This is a genomic window from Halomonas sp. LES1 (genome assembly GCF_031846005.1).
Taxonomy (GTDB): domain Bacteria; phylum Pseudomonadota; class Gammaproteobacteria; order Pseudomonadales; family Halomonadaceae; genus Halomonas.
In genome coordinates, this window is the sequence record NZ_JAVRGC010000004.1 from 64,678 (window position 1) to 82,541 (window position 17,864).

The 17,864-nt window shown below is 65.3% G+C and carries 15 protein-coding genes and 1 pseudogene; 7 read left to right on the forward strand and 9 right to left on the reverse strand.

The annotated features are described in order from the left end of the window. Positions 1-96: 96 nt before the first annotated feature. The 8 genes from RM463_RS10625 to RM463_RS10660 all read right to left on the reverse strand — a co-directional run bounded on the left by RM463_RS10625 (position 97) and on the right by RM463_RS10660 (position 8,799). Positions 97-1,590, reverse strand: coding sequence for a tripartite tricarboxylate transporter permease (locus RM463_RS10625; protein ID WP_311429989.1), 1,494 nt, complete (start codon positions 1,588-1,590; stop codon positions 97-99). A gap of 7 nt (positions 1,591-1,597) precedes the next feature. Continuing rightward, positions 1,598-2,050: a tripartite tricarboxylate transporter TctB family protein gene (locus RM463_RS10630; protein WP_311429990.1), complete on the reverse strand. Its 453-nt coding sequence runs from the start codon at positions 2,048-2,050 to the stop codon at positions 1,598-1,600. Continuing rightward, positions 2,047-3,042, reverse strand: coding sequence for a tripartite tricarboxylate transporter substrate-binding protein (locus tag RM463_RS10635; protein WP_311429991.1), 996 nt, complete (start codon positions 3,040-3,042; stop codon positions 2,047-2,049). Before RM463_RS10635 ends, RM463_RS10630 begins: the two co-directional genes overlap by 4 nt. A 63-nt stretch (positions 3,043-3,105) precedes the next feature. After that, entirely contained in the window at positions 3,106-4,308 is a 1,203-nt protein-coding gene (locus RM463_RS10640) for a CoA transferase (RefSeq protein WP_311429992.1), read from the reverse strand. Positions 4,309-4,316: 8 nt separating this feature from the next. After that, positions 4,317-5,267: a hydroxymethylglutaryl-CoA lyase gene (locus RM463_RS10645; RefSeq protein WP_311429993.1), complete on the reverse strand. Its 951-nt coding sequence runs from the start codon at positions 5,265-5,267 to the stop codon at positions 4,317-4,319. Between the two features lie 196 nt (positions 5,268-5,463). Next, positions 5,464-6,879, reverse strand: coding sequence for a nitrogen regulation protein NR(I) (gene ntrC, locus RM463_RS10650; protein WP_311429994.1), 1,416 nt, complete (start codon positions 6,877-6,879; stop codon positions 5,464-5,466). After that, entirely contained in the window at positions 6,872-7,918 is a 1,047-nt protein-coding gene (gene glnL / locus RM463_RS10655) for a nitrogen regulation protein NR(II) (RefSeq protein WP_311430138.1), read from the reverse strand. Before glnL ends, ntrC begins: the two co-directional genes overlap by 8 nt. Positions 7,919-8,232: 314 nt before the next feature. Beyond that, positions 8,233-8,799, reverse strand: a complete 567-nt coding sequence (locus tag RM463_RS10660) for a DUF4124 domain-containing protein (RefSeq protein WP_311429995.1) — start codon at positions 8,797-8,799, stop codon at positions 8,233-8,235. A gap of 163 nt (positions 8,800-8,962) precedes the next feature. Between RM463_RS10660 and RM463_RS10665 the strand changes: the two genes are divergently transcribed. After that, entirely contained in the window at positions 8,963-9,679 is a 717-nt protein-coding gene (locus RM463_RS10665) for a divalent cation transporter (RefSeq protein ID WP_311429996.1), read from the forward strand. A gap of 97 nt (positions 9,680-9,776) precedes the next feature. On the opposite strand, the gene glnA is transcribed toward RM463_RS10665, so the two are convergent. After that, a complete protein-coding gene (glnA, locus tag RM463_RS10670; protein WP_195687821.1) occupies positions 9,777-11,183 on the reverse strand; it encodes a glutamate--ammonia ligase in 1,407 nt (468 codons plus the stop codon). A gap of 434 nt (positions 11,184-11,617) precedes the next feature. Between glnA and RM463_RS10675 the strand changes: the two genes are divergently transcribed. The 6 genes and pseudogenes from RM463_RS10675 to RM463_RS10700 all read left to right on the forward strand — a co-directional run bounded on the left by RM463_RS10675 (position 11,618) and on the right by RM463_RS10700 (position 17,845). Beyond that, positions 11,618-12,169: a glycosyltransferase family A protein gene (locus RM463_RS10675; RefSeq protein WP_311429997.1), complete on the forward strand. Its 552-nt coding sequence runs from the start codon at positions 11,618-11,620 to the stop codon at positions 12,167-12,169. Positions 12,170-12,326: 157 nt separating this feature from the next. Beyond that, positions 12,327-14,177, forward strand: a complete 1,851-nt coding sequence (gene typA / locus RM463_RS10680) for a translational GTPase TypA (protein WP_195687819.1) — start codon at positions 12,327-12,329, stop codon at positions 14,175-14,177. A 160-nt stretch (positions 14,178-14,337) separates the two neighbouring features. Then, positions 14,338-14,661: a hypothetical protein gene (locus RM463_RS10685; protein WP_311429998.1), complete on the forward strand. Its 324-nt coding sequence runs from the start codon at positions 14,338-14,340 to the stop codon at positions 14,659-14,661. A 121-nt stretch (positions 14,662-14,782) separates the two neighbouring features. Next, entirely contained in the window at positions 14,783-16,228 is a 1,446-nt protein-coding gene (locus RM463_RS10690; protein ID WP_311429999.1) for a sodium-dependent transporter, read from the forward strand. A gap of 146 nt (positions 16,229-16,374) precedes the next feature. Then, a pseudogene (locus tag RM463_RS10695) lies at positions 16,375-17,154 on the forward strand (ABC transporter ATP-binding protein). Continuing rightward, the gene (locus RM463_RS10700) at positions 17,141-17,845 is read left to right on the forward strand and encodes an ABC transporter ATP-binding protein (protein ID WP_299231466.1); all 705 of its coding nucleotides are present in this window, start codon (positions 17,141-17,143) and stop codon (positions 17,843-17,845) included. The pseudogene RM463_RS10695 and the gene RM463_RS10700 overlap by 14 nt, the downstream one beginning before the upstream one ends. The last annotated feature ends 19 nt before the right edge of the window (positions 17,846-17,864 follow it).

Consider the following 17,864-nt stretch of genomic DNA (forward strand, 5'->3'; position numbering starts at 1 on the left):
GACTCGCAGGGAAACACAGATGTTGATCTGAAGAGCATGGCTCGAAGAGGAGAGCAGTTCGTCCTGGCAGCACTCCCTCTCCCCCCTGCCGTCGATCTACACTCGCCGTTTCATCAGCCAGTGGAACAGCAGCCCGCCCAGCAGCAGCGCAATGGCGAAGAGATAGATCCCCACCGAGATGCCACTGTTCCAGATGATGCTCCAGTCGCCCCCGGAGATCGACATGGCGCGACGCAGGTTGTACTCCATCTGTCCCCCCAGCAGCAGCCCCAGCACCACCGGCACCGTGGGGATCTCCAGCTTGCGCAGCACATAGCCCAGCACGCCGAAGGCCAGCATCAGGTAGAGGTCGAAGGCGCTGTTGCCGAGCGAATAGACCCCGACGAAGGCGACCATGACCACCATGGGCATCAGGAACCAGCCCGGCGCACGCAGCACGCGGGCGAAGAGCCCCACCAGCGGGATATTGAGTGCCAGCAGCATCAGGTTGCCGATAAACAGCGCCGCCACCAGGCCCCATACCAGCTCGGGCTGGTTCTCGAACAGCAGCGGCCCCGGGGTGATATTCATCGACAGCAGCAGGGCCAGCAGGATGGCCGTGGTCCCGCTGCCGGGAATGCCCAGCGACAGCATGGGAATCAGCGCGCCACCGGCGGCGGCGTTATTGCCCGCCTCCGGGGCCGCCACCCCGTGGGGGTCGCCGCGGCCGAAATGGCCCCGCGCGCCCTGCCAGCGCCGCTCCAGGGTATAGGAGAGGAAGCTGCCCAGCGCCGCCCCCGCTCCCGGCAGCACGCCGGCGATGAAACCCAGCACCGAGCTGCGCCCGATAGTGCCACGGCAGCGCCAGGCGGTGCGCACACCCGGCAGGGCCGAGCCCAGAGACATGGTGGGCTTGCGCCCCTGATGGCTATCCTCCAGGAACACCAGGCACTCGGAGATGGCGAACAGTCCCACCAGCGCCACGATGAAGTCGATGCCATCGTAGAGCTCATACCAGCCGAAGGTGTAGCGGGGCACGCTGCTGACCGCATCGATGCCCACGGTGCCCAGCAGCAGTCCCAGGCAGGCGGCCAGGAAACTCTTCGCCAGGTGCCCCCCGGTCACCCCACCGATGGTGGCGAAGGCCAGCACGAACAGCGCGAAGTACTCGGCCGGACCGAAGCGGATGGCGAAATCCACCAGCACCGGGGCGAACAGCACCAGACCCACCGTCGACACCAGGGCGCCGATGAAGGAGGCGACACCGGTCAGCCCCAGCGCCTCACCGCCACGGCCCTGCTGCGCCATGGGAAAGCCATCCAGGGTGGTCATCATGGCCGGCTCGTCGCCGGGGATATTGAGCAGGATGGAGCTGATACGGCCGCCATACATGCAGCCGTAGTAGATGCTGACCAGCAGGATCAGCGCGGCCGTGGCCGAGAGGCTGAAGTTGAAGGTGAGCGGGATCATCAGCGCCACCCCGTTGACCGGCCCGAGGCCGGGCAGCGCTCCGATCAGGGTGCCCAGCGCGCAACCCACCAGCGCCAGAAACAGGTGCTGGGGCTCGAGCGCCACGGCGAAACCCTGGGCGAGAAAGGCGAGGAGTTCCATGGCGCGTTTACCAGTTCATGCCCGGCATGTCGGGCAGCGGCATGCCGAGGGCGAATTCGAAGAGAAGATAGAGGCCCAGGGTCAGCAGCAACCCGAACGGCAGGGCCTGGCGCCAGCTGGCACCGAAGAGCCGGATCATCAGGGTCACGGTCAGCAGGGCGGTAGGCAGAAAGCCCAGCGGCTGAATCAGTCCCGCATAGACCATCAGCAGGACCAGCAGGCTAAGCTGGCGGAGCAGCGCCGACCGTTCCGGCCAGCGCTGATTCACTCCCGGGCGGGCGATCAAGTAGAGCGACAACAGCCCCAGGGGCACGCTGACCAGACGCGGGAAGGCCCCCGGCCCTATCGTCTGCCCGAAACCGCTGGTGTAGTCGTGGGACAGCCACCAGGCAACCGCTGCCACCAACAACAGCACTACCCCGGTGATACGATCACCGACCGCCCCGCCCCCCTCTTTCACTCGATGACTCCGATCTCTCGCGAAATGGACTCCACCTGGTCGATGGTTTCCAGCACGAAGCCGTTGAACTCATCGCCACCTCGCCATAGCGGCACCAGGCCATTCTGCTCGGCCACCGCCTTCCACTCCTCGCTGTCGTAGAGGGACTTCAGGTCATCGACCATGGCGGCATAGTCCTCATCGGAGACCTCGCCACCGGTATAGAAGCCGCGCCAGTTGTAGCCGGCCACGTCATAGCCCTGGGAGGCGGCGGTGGGCAGATCATCGAAGGGAGCGGGCAGCGGCTCCTCGGAGAGCACCGCCAGCACGCGTACATCGCCGGACTCGATGAAACCGGCGATCTCGCCCAGGTCGGTGGAGACCACGTCGACGTGGCCGCCCATCATCTGGGTCACCGCGGGACCGCCGCCGTCGAACTGCACCCAGCGCAGGTTGCCGATCTGTTCATTGGGCATGCCCGCCTCCTTGGCCAGCATCAGGGCACGGATATGATCCCAGCCACCGGCCCCACTGGAGCCGGCCACGGCCAGGGCGCCCGAATCCTCGACCAGGGTGGTCAACAGCTGCTCGAGGCTCTCGTACTCGCTCTCGTCATCGACCAGGATGACCCCCACATCGGTGCCCAGCATGGCCAGCCAGCGCATGGTATCGGCGCCACCGGGATACTTGCCCTGGGCGATCTGGGTCACGCCAACCGTGCTGGTGGCCACCACCAGGTCGCTGTCGTCGGCCCGGCTGCTCTCGACGTTGGCGAAGGCCACCGCCCCCACGCCGCCCGGCATGTTGGTGATCTGCACCGGGCTTTCCACGAGGTCCAGCTCCAGCAACAGCTTGCCGACCGAGCGACAGGTAAAGTCCCAGCCGCCACCCGGGTCGGCCGGCGCGATGCATTCGCTGATCGGCAGCGCCTGGGCCGGCGCGCTGATGGCGAACCCGACGCCTGCCAGCGTGGCGGCGACAAGGCCGAGGCCCCCTTTCTTGACGGTACGCATTGGTGTGCTCCTTCTGCTTGTTGTTATGGCAGGCACGACCGGCCTGCCCGCGGCTCTACTGCCTTAAATCACGCGACGCTCCCGCAGGGTCGTCAGCTCATCGCCCTCGATGCCCAGTTCGGCCAGCAGCTCGTCGGTATGCTCCCCGAGCTTAGGCACCGGGTAGTAGAGGCTCGCGGGCGCCTCGCGCAGTTTGACCGGAAAGCCGGTGACGGGCACCCGGCCGGAGGCCTGGGTCAGCTCCAGGCGCATCTCCTGGGCCTGCACCTGGGGGTCATCGAAGGTCTCGCGCAGGTCATGCACGCGTCCGCAGGGGACCCCCGCGTGATTGAAGTGCTCGATCCACTCGTCGACCCGGCGCGTCACGATGATGGCATTGAGTATCTCGCGCAGCGCCTCGCGGTTGGCCATGCGCCGGCGATTGTCGGCGAAGCGCTCGTCCTCGAGCAGGTGCAGCATGTCCAGGGCGCCGAGGAAGCGCTCGACCATGGTGTCGTTGCTCGGCGCGATCGCCACCTCGCCATCACGGGCGGTAAACAGCCCGTAGGGATAGAGCATGGGGTGATCGTTGCCGGTGCGGGCCGGCACGCGGTCGGTGGCGAAGTACTCCGCCGCCAGGTAACCCATCATGGCGATCAGACCGTTGGTCAGGGCCGTCTCGACGATATCGCCCCGCCCCGTGGTGGCGCGGCGCACCAGGGCCGCACAGATGCCGAAGGCCAGGTTCTGGCTGGCCACCATGTCGCTGATCGGCGGTGCCGCCCGCATCGGCTCGCCATCGGCGCTGCCGTTGACGCCCATGAAGCCGCTCATGGCCTGGGCGATGAAGTCGTAGGCCGGGCGGTCGCGATAGGGCCCGCTGGAGCCGAAACCGTTGATGCGCCCCACCACGAGCCGGGGGTAACGCTCGCGCAGGGTGTCGTCGTCGAGCCCCATCTTGCTCAGCACCCCGGGGCGGAAATTCTCCACCAGCACGTCGGCATCCTCGAGCAGCCGATGCAGGATCTGCTTGCCTTCGTCGCTGCGCAGATCGAGGGTGAGCGAGCGCTTGTTGCGATTGAACTGGGCGAAGTACCAGCTTTCGCCATCGACCATATTGCCCTGCTGGCGAACCACGTCGCCCTTGCCGGGCGGCTCGATCTTGATCACGTCGGCACCGTGGTCGCCGAGGATCTGGGTACAGAAGGGGCCGGAGATCACCCGGGTCAGATCGATGACGCGTACGCCCGCAAGCGAGCCGGTAGAGCTGGAAGAAGTAGGAGTCATGTTCGCCATCATCCCTGTGCGGTGGGTACGACGCTGCAGTCGCTCAGTGCCAGGCGGGGGCCGGCCTGGGAGACCTGGGCCGGCAGTCGGCGCCCCATCAGCTCGCTGGCGCGGCCTGCCGCGGTAATCAGCCCCTCGAGGTCGAGGCCGGTCTCGAGCCCCATCTCCTCGAGCAGATAGGCCAGGTCCTCGGTGGCGATATTGCCCGAGGCCCCCGGCGCAAAGGGGCAGCCGCCGAGCCCGCCGATGGAGCTCTCGTAGCGGTCGACGCCGAGCGCCAGCCCCTGCATGACATTGGCCAGGCCGATGCCGCGGGTATTGTGAAAGTGGAGCGTCAGTGGAAGGTCGGGCGTCGCTTCCCGCAGCCGTGTGACTCGCTCGGTGACCAGCGGCGGCGTGGCCATGCCGGTGGTATCACCCAACGAGAGGTGCGTCGCGCCCAGGTCGGCGAAGTGTCGGGCGATCCTGGTCACCGACTCGATCGGGACATTGCCCGTAAAGGGGCAGCCGAAGGCGGTGGCGACGGCCCCCCTGAGGGCTACATCGCTACCCTCGAGCCGGCGCGCCACCTGCTCGAACCCCTCGAGTGAGGCCGCCACGCTGCGGTTGACGTTCTTGGCGTTGTGACGCTCGGAGGCGGAGACGAACAGCACCACCGAGTCGACGCCCGCTTCAAGCGCCCGCTCGGCGCCACGCAGGTTGGGGACCAGGGCCGAGAGGTGAAGGCCCGCCACACCACGCAGCGCCGCAACCATCTCGGCGGCATCGGCCAGCGCCGGCACCGCCCGCGAGCTGACGAAGGAGCTGATCTCGAATTCACACACGCCGGCAGCCACCAGCGCCCTGGCCAGGGACAGCTTCTGTTCGGTACTCAGCACCACCGGCTCGTTCTGGAGGCCATCGCGCAACCCCACCTCGGTAACGTGGATGTGCTGGGGCGGTGTGGTGAAAGCGGACATGGCAGGCCTGCTGAATCAATGCATTCTTATGGACGCTAAGCCAGGGCGTCACCTCCTCACAATGCATCTTTCGTCCCATAGCGCCGCGGGCTTACCCTCCTTTCCTCCTTATCCTCTCCCCATTTACCCCTTCAAGCTGTTAGCTCTTTCCGCACACGCCTCGCCGCTTACTTTTCTGGGGTCGTGTCATGCCTCCTCACTCTCCTTCGGCCAGCGCCGGCAACAGCGTCTTCAATTTTCGCGTCAGGGTATTGCGCCCCCAGCCCAGCAGTTCGGCGGCCTCTCCCTTGCGTCCGCCGGTATGGCGCAGCGCGGTCTCGATCAGGATGCGCTCGACGTCGGGCATCGCCTCCTCCAGCAGGTGCATATGGCCGGCGGCCAGGGCCTGATCGGCCCAGTCGCGAAAGGCCGCCCGCCAGTCGCCGCTGGCGCTTAGCGTCTCCTCGTTCACCTGGCGCAGCTCCGGCGGCAAATCCTCGCAGAGAATCTCGCGCCCCGAGGCCATCACGGTCAGCCAGCGGCAGGTGTTCTCCAGCTGGCGCACGTTACCGGGCCAGGGCAGTCGCGCCAGATAGCGCTCCGCCTCGGGGGTCAGCACCTTGACGTCGGTTGCCAGCTCCCTGGCCGCCTCGGCCAGAAAGTGACGCGTCAATTGCGGGATATCCTCGCGGCGCTCGGCCAGCCGCGGCAGATGCACACGAATCACATTGAGCCGATGGAACAGATCCTCGCGGAAGCGCCCCTCCTCCACCAGCCGCTCCAGATCCTGATGGGTGGCGGCGATGATGCGCACATCCACCTTCACCGGGGTATGCCCGCCCACCCGATAGAACTCGCCGTCGGCCAGCACGCGCAGCAGGCGGGTCTGAGCCTCGGCGGGCATGTCACCGATCTCGTCGAGAAACAGGCTGCCCCCGTCGGCCTGCTCGAAACGCCCCTGCCGGCTTGCGGTCGCCCCGGTAAAGGCCCCCTTCTCGTGGCCGAACAGCTCGGACTCGATCAGGTCGTGGGGTATCGCCGCCATGTTCAGCGCCACGAAGGGCCTGTCCGTCCGCGGGCTGTGCTGATGCAGCGCCCGGGCGACGCGCTCCTTGCCGGTACCCGACTCACCATTGATCAGCACCGTAATGGGCGAGTGGGAGAGCCGGCCGATGGCGCGGAACACCTCCTGCATGGCCGGCGCCTCGCCGATGATCTCGGCATCCAGTCCCTCCGGGGCGCTGATCGGCCTGCGGCGCTCGCGGGCATGGGCCACTGCACGGCGCACCAGCGCCAGTGCCTCATCGACATCGAAGGGCTTCGGCAGGTATTCGAAGGCACCGCCCTGATAGGAGGCCACGGCACTATCCAGGTCGGAGTGAGCGGTCATCACGATCACCGGCAGCTCCGGGTGCGCCTCGCGCACCCTGGCCATCAGATCGAGACCATCGATGCCCGGCATGCGGATATCGGTCATCAGCACGTCAGGCGGGTCGGCCAGCAGGCGTTCGAGAGCCGAGTCGGCACGCTCGAGGCACTCCACGTCGAGGTCGGGCTGGGCCAGGGCGCGCTCCAGCACCCAGCGGATGGCGCGGTCGTCATCGACGACCATCACGCGTGCAACATCAGTCATGGCGCGTCTCCAGAGGAATCAGCAGTCGGAATTCGGTATGGCCCGGCGCCGAAGCGCACTCGATCAGCCCCTGGTGCTGATGCAGGATCCCCTGGGCGATGGAGAGCCCCAGGCCGCTGCCTCCGGCACGCCCCGACACCATGGGGTAGAAGAGCGTCTCCTGCAGCGCCTCGGGGATGCCCGGCCCGTTGTCGATGATCGCCACCTCGCACACCAGCCGATGGCGCTCGGCTCCCAGGGTGAACTGACGACGCGCCCGGGTGCGCAGCACCAGCCGTGGCTCGGGGGTGGACGCCTCGTGCATCGCCACCATGGCATTGCGTACCACATTGAGCACCGCCTGAATCAGTTGCGCCTCGTCAGCGGAGAGGTCCGGCAGGCTGGGGTCGTAGTCACGCTCGATGCGCACCCCGGGGTGTTCGGCAAGCACCAGAGTGCGGACCCGCTCCAGCACCTTGTGAATGCTGAGAGGTTCGTGCCGGGCCACTCGATTGGGCCCCAGCATGGAGTCGACCAGATCGCGCAGGCGATCCACCTCCTCGATGATGATGCGCGTGAACTCATGATGCGCTGGATTCCCCAGGTCGCGCTCCAGCAGCTGAGCCGCGCCACGAATGCCCCCCAACGGATTCTTGACCTCATGGGCCAGCCCCCGGGTCAGCACCTTGACGGTTTCCTGGCGGGTCATCAGCGCCTCCTCCCGGGAGATACGGATCAGACGATCACGGGGCTCCACCTCCAGCAGCAGCTCGTCCTCGGCGAGGGGAGTTGCGGTAAAGTCCACGGTCAGTGGCTCGCCTCCCAACAGCACCAGGCGCGCCTCACGGCGAGTGAAGGGGTGGCAGGCATCCAGCGCCTTGGTGAGCACCCCCTCCATCCCATCCTCCTGCTCCATCGACGAGCAGAGTGCACTTCTCCGAACTCGGCTCAGGCTGACCGAAAGCAGTGCCTCGGCGGCGGGATTCATCCATGTCACCCTGAGCTCACCATCCAGCAGCAGCACGGCAGTGGAGAGGTGTTCCATCAGGCGTTGGTACATCGCAGCGGCCATATCGGTTCCAGATCAGCTTTTGCAAGAGGGCTTGTGCAAGAGGGACGTCTAGATGAAGCAAGAAGCGGGCCAGGGCGCGAGGCCCCTGGCCGGGCTTATGACGGGACGAGACGCGCCATACATGCACCAAATTAGTGCATTTCGTGGCGCCCTGCACCGTCCCCGGCGACAAGCGAAACAGCGAGGATCGGGATAGCGGGGATCGAGACAGCGGAACACACTGCCCTCCTCTTATCGGCAGGCGTCGATCAGAAGGGGGACAGTGTCATGGCAGGAGGAGGCGGGGACGTCCGGAAGCGTCCTCAGCCATTGGTCGGGCGATTCACGTTGGCGCGCAGCACATAGATCGTCACCGGAGAGGTGCAGTGGCGAATCTCGCCGCGGGCATCCAGCAGCTCGGCCTGCAGCACGTGCTCACCAGGGTTCATGTTGGGCACCATGAAGGCCGAGGTGTGCATCGCCGACTGGCTGATCTGGCCATCCACCAGCAGCCTGACGCGATGATCCTCGCGCAGGCCGGGCGAGATCCCCAGGTCCACGGCGATATTACCCGCCACGCCTACCGGAAAGGCCTGCTCATGGGTCGGTGAGACGATGCGGAAGCTGTCATAGGGCATGAAGGGCTGCCCCGGACGGGACGTCGCGGGCGCACTATTAGTAGTAGGCCGCGGCGCGACCTGGCCGGCGTCTGCACTCCCCCGGGACGGTACCACCGTCACCGGCGCCAGCTCCACCTGTTCGCCGCCCAGGTCGGGATCATCGGTGAATACCACATTCCCCTGGGCGTCCGTGGTGCGATAGATGGTCTGGCCGTAGGCCGTCAGTGTTACGCCCAGAGCCAGCACGAGTGTCAGGACCGTTTTGCCCATGGGGGTCTCCGCCTTGCCAAAGAGTCGATCGCCGGCAACCTGCCGCCTGCCGATAATGTAGATCACATCATAAGCAGGCCCGATGCCCCAGCGCCAGCAGCAACTGGCCGAGCGGCGAGGCTACGGCCTAGGATGGCCCTGTAGACACACTCCAAGGAGACCGATGGTGGACAACTGGCAAGCGGTGGTGGCACTGACGCTGATGGCGGGCATGGCGATGCCGCTCGGGGCCTGGGCGGCCTGGAAGGAGCGCATCGATATCCCGTGGCTCGAGAGCGAGCTGCGCCACGGCATCATCGCCTTCGGTGGTGGGGCTCTGCTCTCGGCGGTGGCCCTGGTGCTGGTGCCCGAGAGCCTGCCGGACCTCTCCCTAGGAGGCGCTGCCGCCTGGTTCCTGGCCGGCGGCACTGCCTTCATGGCACTGGATGTGATGCTGGCACGCAGCGGCTCCTCGGCCAGCCAGCTTGCCGCCATGCTCGCCGACTTCGTGCCCGAGGCGCTGGCGCTGGGGGCCGCCTTCGCCTATGGCAGCAACGGCGGCATGCTGCTGGCCGGCCTGATGGCGCTGCAGAACCTGCCGGAAGGCTTCAACGCCTATCACGAGCTGCGCCAGAGCACCGCCTACTCCTCACGCCGCCTGGTCGGCATGTTCTTCACCATGGCCTGGCTGGGGCCGCTCGCCGGCCTCGGTGGGTTCTGGTGGCTGTCCGACTACCCCTCGATAGTCGCGGCCATCATGCTGTTTGCCGCCGGCGGCATCCTCTACTCGGTGTTCCAGGACCTGGCCCCCCAGGCCAGGCTCGAGCGCCACTGGGGCCCGCCGCTCGGCGCGGTGCTCGGCTTCGCCCTGGGTATCGTGGGCCATATGCTGATCCATTGAGTCGGTGATAACGCAAGCGGCACGCCCGAAGGCGTGCCGCTTGCGTAGGCCGAATAATCAGAGCCCGCGGGCTCTCATCAACAGCTGCAGTGCGTAGTTAACAGCTGTAGTACATGTCGAACTCGATCGGGTGGGTCGCCATGCGCAGACGATCCACATCCTCCCTCTTGAGCTCGATATAGGCATCGATCATGTCGTCGGTGAAGACACCTCCCTCGGTCAGGAAGGCCCGGTCCTGTTCCAGCGCTTCCAGGGCCTGGTCGAGGCTATGGGCCACGGTCGGCACCTTCTTGCCCTCTTCCGGCGGCAGGTCATAGAGGTTCTTGTCCATGGCGTCGCCGGGGTGGATCTTGTTCTTGATGCCGTCGATCCCGGCCATCAGCATCGCCGCGAAGCACAGGTAGGGGTTGGCGGTCGGGTCGGGGAAACGCAGCTCGACCCGCTTGCCCTTGGGGCTGGCGGTGTAGGGGATACGGATGGAGGCCGAACGGTTGCGGGCGCTGTAGGCCAGCATGACCGGCGCCTCGAAGCCCGGCACCAGACGCTTGTAGGAGTTGGTGGAGGCATTGGTAAAGGCGTTCAGGGCACGCGCGTGCTTGATGATGCCGCCGATGTAGTAGAGCGCCATCTCGGAGAGGCCGGCGTACTCGTCGCCCGCGAACTGGTTGACCCCCTCCTTCCAGAAGGACTGGTGCACATGCATGCCGCTGCCGTTGTCGCCCACCACCGGCTTGGGCATGAAGGTGGCGGTCTTGCCGTAGGCGTGAGCCACGTTGTGGATCACGTACTTCATCTCCTGGACCTCGTCGGCCTTCTTGACCAGGGTGTTGAACTTGACTCCGATCTCGTTCTGACCGGCGTTGGCCACCTCGTGGTGGTGCACCTCGACGCTCTGGCCGATTGCCTCGAGGGTGTTACACATCGCACCGCGAATATCGTGGAAGCTGTCCACCGGCGGTACTGGGAAGTAGCCACCCTTGACCCGCGGCCGGTGGGCCAGGTTGCCCCCCTCGACCTGACGATCGGTGGCCCAGGCCCCCTCCTCGGAGGTGATCCTGTACATCGCCCCTTCGGGGTCGGCCTTCCAGTGCACCTCATCGAAGATGAAGAATTCGGGCTCCGGACCGAAAAAGGCGGTGTCGCCCATGCCGGTGGACTGCAGGTAGGCCTCGGCACGCTTGGCGATGGAGCGCGGGTCACGGTCATAACCCTGCATGGTGGCCGGCTCGATGACATCGCAGCGCAGCACCAGGGTGGCGTCCTCGGTGAAGGGGTCCAGGAAGGCGGTGCCATCCTCGGGTCGCAGGATCATGTCGGACTCGTTGATCCCCTTCCAGCCAGACATGGAAGAGCCATCGAACATCTGGCCGTTCTCGAAGAACTCCTCATCGACATCACGCGCCGGAATGGTGACGTGCTGCTCCTTGCCGATGGTATCGGTGAAGCGCAGGTCGACCCACTTGACGTCATGTTCTTCGATCAGGGCGAGCGTCTTGGTAGACATGGTGTCCTCCGGTTGAGCATGGCTCGATAATTGAGGGGTTCAGGCACCGGAATGCAGGAACCCCGGCAAGTTGTTGTAGCACGCCGCAGGCACGCTGCCCACGACGGCCCCATAACACTGACTGATGATCATAACATTGCAGGCGGCGTGCCAACCTATGCACCATGCAGAAAAGAAATTCTCAAGATATTGAATAAAGGAACTTATTTTCGGATCCTTCCGGTGCTAAACAGGTGTGGGCGGGCGTACCGGGGGAGAGGCTCGCCAGCCTGCGCACCATTCTGGTGCACAAATGGAGGCGGAGGCACCACCACGTAGCATCAATAACATTTGATACGTCAATTAACTTCAAGCTACATTTTATTACAACCTACCCGCCGGCCGCGACTCCAGGCCGTCGTCCAGAGCCTTTTCTTCTGGCCTCGGAGTTCCTCATGGCCTTACCATCCGGCACCCTACTCATCGATGCACGCAATGCCGGTGCAAGGCTACCCAGAGAACTCTCATTAGTGGCACCACTCACTACCGACCAGAGCATCGAACTGATCGTGATCGACGATACCCATGACGTTCGGGTCACCCGTATCGCCAGCCGCTACAAGGCCCGCCATGTGCGCCTCTCCGGCCTCCCGCTGGGCGAACGGCTCAATGCCACCATCGCTGACACCAGCGGCTCGGTGCTAGTGTTTCCCATCCTTGGCTGTATCGCCTCGACCCGCGCCCTGCTGCAGCTGGTGCAGCGCATCGATGCCGGCGAGGTTGACGCCGTGACCCTGTCCGGCGAGCCACCCGGCCTGTTCGCCCGACTGCTGAAGCGCCAGAAACCGACCCCCATCGTCGGCATCTGCATGGCCCGTCAATGGTACGAGCGCCTCGGCGGCTGTGACCCGCTGCTCGACCATGGCGCCCTCGACGATCTGGTGGAGCGCCTGCGCCACTGCGGGGCTCGCCTGGAGCGCATCACCACGAACCGCCAGGCAGGCTGACCCCTCCGCAGCGCCAGGAAACACAGCCCACATCGGCAAACTTGCTACTCCTGCGCACCGCTAATCTGTACAATACGCGTCCCACATCCCTGCCCCGCGCCTAGGGTACTTACCAGAACGTGTACATAGGTGCGTACATATCAGCGAGTCACACCTTATGAGCACGACCGTAAGTCATTCTGATGTAAGCAATCTTCGCAATATCGCCATTATTGCCCACGTCGACCACGGCAAGACCACCCTGGTCGACAAGCTCCTCAGCCAGTCCGGCACCCTGGACCGCAAGGCCGAAGGTCAGGAGCGCGTCATGGACTCCAATGACCAGGAGAAGGAGCGCGGCATCACCATCCTGGCCAAGAACACCGCGATCCGCTGGCAGGCGCCGGCCGGTCAGGACTACCACATCAATATCGTCGACACCCCCGGACACGCCGACTTCGGCGGCGAGGTCGAGCGTGTCATGTCCATGGTCGACTCGGTGCTGCTGCTGGTCGACGCGGTCGATGGCCCCATGCCCCAGACCCGCTTCGTGACCCAGAAGGCCTTCGACCAGGGCCTGAAGCCGATCGTGGTAGTCAACAAGATCGACCGCCCCGGCGCCCGCCCCGACTGGGTGATCGACCAGATCTTCGACCTGTTCGATAATCTCGGCGCCTCCGATGAGCAGCTCGATTTTCCGATCATCTACTGCTCGGCTCTCAACGGCATCGCCGGCCCGGAGCCCGACCAACTGGCCGAGGACATGACCCCCATGTTCCAGGCCATCGTCGATATCGTCGAGCCGCCCAAGGTCGAGCTCGACGGCCCCTTCCAGATGCAGGTCTCGGCGCTGGACTACAACAGCTATGTCGGTGTCATCGGCCTGGGCCGCATCAGCCGCGGTTCCGTCAAGCCGAATCAGCAGGTCACCGTCATCACCAAGGAGGGCGACTCCCGCAAGGGCAAGGTCGGCCAGGTGATGACCCACCTGGGCCTGGAGCGCGTGCAGACCGACGAGGCCACCGCGGGTGATATCGTCTGCATCACCGGTATCGACAACCTGGCGATCTCCGACACCCTGTGTGACCCGGCCGCCGCCGAGGCGCTGCCGCCGCTCTCGGTGGACGAACCCACCGTCTCCATGACCTTCCAGGTCAACGATTCGCCGTTCGCCGGCAAGGACGGCAAGTTCGTCACCAGCCGCAACATCAAGGATCGCCTCGAGCAGGAGCTGATCCACAACGTGGCGCTGCGTGTCGAACAGGGCGATACCCCCGAGAAGTTCAAGGTGTCCGGTCGTGGCGAGCTGCACCTCTCGGTGCTGATCGAGACCATGCGCCGCGAGGGCTTCGAGCTCGCCGTGGGCCGCCCCGAGGTGATCATCCGCGAGATCGACGGCCAGATGCAGGAGCCGTACGAGGAAGTGATCATCGACTGCGAGGAGCAGCATCAGGGTGCCATCATGGAGGAGCTCGGCTACCGCAAGGGCGAGCTCAGCAACATGAACCCCGACGGCAAGGGTCGTGTGCGTCTGGACTTCATCATCCCGGCGCGTGGCCTGATCGGCTTCCGCGGCCAGTTCATGACCCTGACCTCGGGCACCGGCATCCTCACCAGCCGCTTCGACCACTACGGCCCGCTCAAGCCCGACGCCGCCATCGAGCGCCGCAATGGGGTGCTGGTCTCCATGGTCCCGGGCAAGGCACTGGCCTACGCCCTCTATGCCCTGCAGGAGCGTGGCAAGCTGATCATCGACCACGGCACCGAGGTGTACGAGGGCATGCTGATCGGCATCAACAACCGCGCCAACGATATGGTGGTCAACCCCACCAAGGGCAAGAAGCTCGACAACATGCGTGCCTCGGGCAACGACGAGAACATCGTGCTGACCCCGCCGGTGAGGTTCTCTCTGGAGCAGGCCATCGAGTTCCTCGATGACGACGAACTGGTCGAGATCACTCCCAACCATATTCGACTGCGCAAGAAGCACCTGACCGAGAACGAGCGCAAGCGCGCCGCCAAGAAGTAAGCGCTGCCGTATCGCTCTGCCAAGCCCGCCACCCGGCGGGCTTTTTCATGGCCGCTCGTCGGCCGTTCCTTTCCCTGGGCTGGCGCAACCTTCTATGCTGGAGTCACCCATGACGGGCGCGGCTTGCCGCGCCGACAGCCATCCGAGCAGGAGAACCGGCATGCACAAGCACGTGGAGTGGGACGACCCCGGCGCCGACAGCGTGATGCGCCACTTCCAGCAGGACAGCAGCGGCCACTCCGAACCGGGGCCCGGCGATATCCTCTCGGCGCGCCACGAAGGCGCCGTGGTGCGCGTGAAGGTCGAGGCCTACGTGGATGGCACCAGCATCGGCGATGTGGCGGCGATCATCGCCGTGGACAACGGCCGCCGCCTCAAGTCTCACGGCAAGCTCGCCCTGGGCGACACCGTCCGCCTCCCCGACGCCTGCCGCGCCCTGGAGCCGACCCTGGGTGACTCCGACGACAGAGACCAGGATGGGTAGTCGATACCCTTATCTTCCAGAACGTTAACGCGACGTAAACGGAGTGCACTGGTTACCGACCGGGTTTTGGCGCACAGTGGCGAAACGGCCACCGGCCCACGGACTCAGCCTCGGAGCCACGATGAGCACGCATAACGTCTGGACTCACAAGGGTACCTTCCTGCTGGCAGCGATCGGCTCGGCGGTCGGCCTCGGTAACCTGTGGCGCTTCCCCTACCTGGCCGGCGAGAACGGCGGTGGGGCCTTCTTTCTGGTCTACGCCCTCACCATCTTCGCCGTGGGCATCCCGATCCTGATCGCCGAGACCATGCTCGGTCGCAACAGCCGGCGCAGCCCCATCATGGGCATGCGCTTCCTCACCCGCACCCACAGCACCTCACGAGGCTGGGAAGCCATCGGCTGGCTGGGCGGCATCTCGGCCTTCCTGATTCTCAGCTTCTACTCGGTGATCGCCGGCTGGGCCATCCACTACACCTGGCAGATGCTGACCGGCTCCCTGGTCGGGGCCGATATCGAGAGTATCGCCACCGACTTCGATGCCCTGCTCGCCTCCCCCGCGCTGCTCACGCTCTATCACACCCTGTTCATCGTCGCCTCGGGGCTGATCGTCGGCCTCGGCGTCCACCAGGGCATCGAGCGCGGCTTGCGGGTGATCATGCCTGCGCTGTTCGTGATCCTGCTGGTGGTGCTCGCCTATGGCGTGACCCACGGCGACTTCCCCGCCGCGGCCGACTTCCTGTTCACCTTCAATCTCGCCGACCTCAGCCTGGAGGGCTGGCTGGAGGCCATGGGCCAGTCGTTCTTCACCCTGAGTCTCGGCATGGGCGCCATCATGGCCTACGGCGCCTATATGTCCGGCGAGGTGTCGCTGACCCGCACCGCGATCATCGTTGCCGTCGTCGATACCGCCGTGGCCGTGGTCGCCGGCCTGGCGATCTTCTCGCTGGTCTTCGGGGCCGAGCTCGACGCCGGTCAAGGCCCGGGCCTGATGTTCATCACCCTGCCGCTGGCCTTCGCCGAGATGCCCGCCGGTGCACTGATCGGTGGCGTCTTCTTCGTTCTGGTGCTGGGGGCGGCGCTCAGCTCCTCCATCTCGCTGATCGAGCCGGTGGCCGCCTATCTGGTCGAGCGTTTCGACCTCACCCGCCCCCAGGCGGTGTTCGTCATGGTAGTGACCACCTGGGCACTGGGCCTGCTCACCGTGATCAGTTTCAACCTCTGGGCCGAGGCGAGCCCCTTCCACGACCTGTTCGGTTACCACCCCTTCGACCTCTTCGAGCTGCTCAGCAATATCTTCATGCCACTGGGCGGCATGCTGATCGCCCTGTTCGCCGGCTGGGCCCTGACCCACTCCGAGGTAGTGAAGGAGATGGGCACCAGCGGGGCCTGGTTCATCACCTGGCGCTTTCTGGTGCGCTTCATCGCTCCGGCCGCGGTCGCCTTCGTCTTCCTGCACGCCATCCCCCAGGTCGGGGGCTACCTGATCCCGACCATCGGCGCGGTGGTGATCGTCGGTGCCTTCGCCGCCAGCCGCATCTTCCTGATGGAGGATGACCCGACGCATTGATTCCCGTGCCGCCCATCGGGGCGTTTATCGGGGGCAGCGAAGCGGCCTGGCAAGGCATCGCCGGCAGAGATGCCTCTTCTGGATGCAACAGGCAGATAAAGCAAGCAAATAAAAAAAGCAGATAAAACAACCACGAGACATAACGCATGGTACCCATGATCGACGTGCAACACGTCAACAAGGCCTTCGGCGGCCTCAAGGTGATCAACGACTGCTCGCTCTCGGTAGAAGCGGGCTCGATCACCGGCCTGATCGGCCCCAATGGCGCCGGCAAGTCGACCCTGTTCAATATCATCGCCGGGGCCCTGCCGCTGGACAGCGGCAAGGTGCTCCTGAATGGCGAGGAGATCACCAACCACCCGGCCAACGAGCTGTTCCACAAGGGGCTGCTGCGCACCTTCCAGATCGCCCACGAGTTCTCCCAGATGACCGCGCTGGAGAACCTGATGATGGTGCCACCGGCCCAGGCAGGCGAGAGCCTGTTCAACACCTGACTCAAGCCCGGTCTGGTGCGCTCCCAGGAGGCCGAGGTGCGCCGCCGCGCGCTGGAGGTGATCGACTTCATCGGCCTGCATCACGTGCGCAACGAGCTTGCCGGCAACCTCTCCGGGGGGCAGAAGAAGCTGATCGAGCTTGGTCGCACCATGATGACCGATGCCCGGGTGGTGCTGCTCGACGAGATCGCCGCCGGGGTCAACCGAACCCTGCTCGGTGACCTGGTCGAGAACATCGAGCGGCTCAACCGCGAGATGGGCTACACCTTCCTGGTCATCGAGCACGATATGGAGATGATCGCCCGGCTCTGTGACCCGGTGATCGTGCTCGCCCAGGGCAGCGTGATGGTCGAGGGCTCCATCGAGGAGATCCAGAACAACCCCGAGGTCATCGAGGCCTACTTCGGAGCGTCCCAAGATGCCACTACTTGAAGCGCGTGACGTCTATGGCGGCTACGGCGGCATGAACATCCTCAACGGGGTGAACATGACCCTCGAGGCCGACGAGATCGGTGTCATCGTCGGCCCCAACGGCGCCGGCAAGTCCACCATGCTCAAGGCCATCTTCGGCCAGCTCGTCGTCACCCAGGGCGAAATCCTGCTGCGCGGCGAGCCCATCCACAACCTGCCGCCCCATCGCCTGGTGCAACAGGGCATGGGCTTCGTGCCCCAGGAGCACAATGTGTTCCCGAGCCTGACAGTGAAGGAGAACCTGCAGATGGGGGCCTTCCTCAAGCCGGGCAACGTCAAGCGCATGCTCAAGCAGATCTACGACTTCTTTCCGCCTCTCCATGACAAGCGACACCAGCCGGCCGGCGAGCTCTCCGGCGGCCAGCGGCAGATGGTCGCCATGGGCCGTGCGCTGATGGCCGAGCCCAGCGTGCTGCTGCTCGACGAGCCCACCGCCGGCCTCTCGCCGCTTTACATGAACGAGATCTTCGCCCAGGTGAAGCAGGTCAATGCCGCCGGTGTCGGCATCCTGATGGTGGAGCAGAACGCCAAGCAGGCCCTGGCCATCGCCGACAAGGGCTTCGTGCTGGCCGCCGGCCAGAACCGCTTCACCGATACCGGTGCCGCCCTGCTGGCGGACCCGGAAGTGGCCAGGAGCTTCCTGGGCGGCTGAGCGGCCCGGGAGGAAAAGG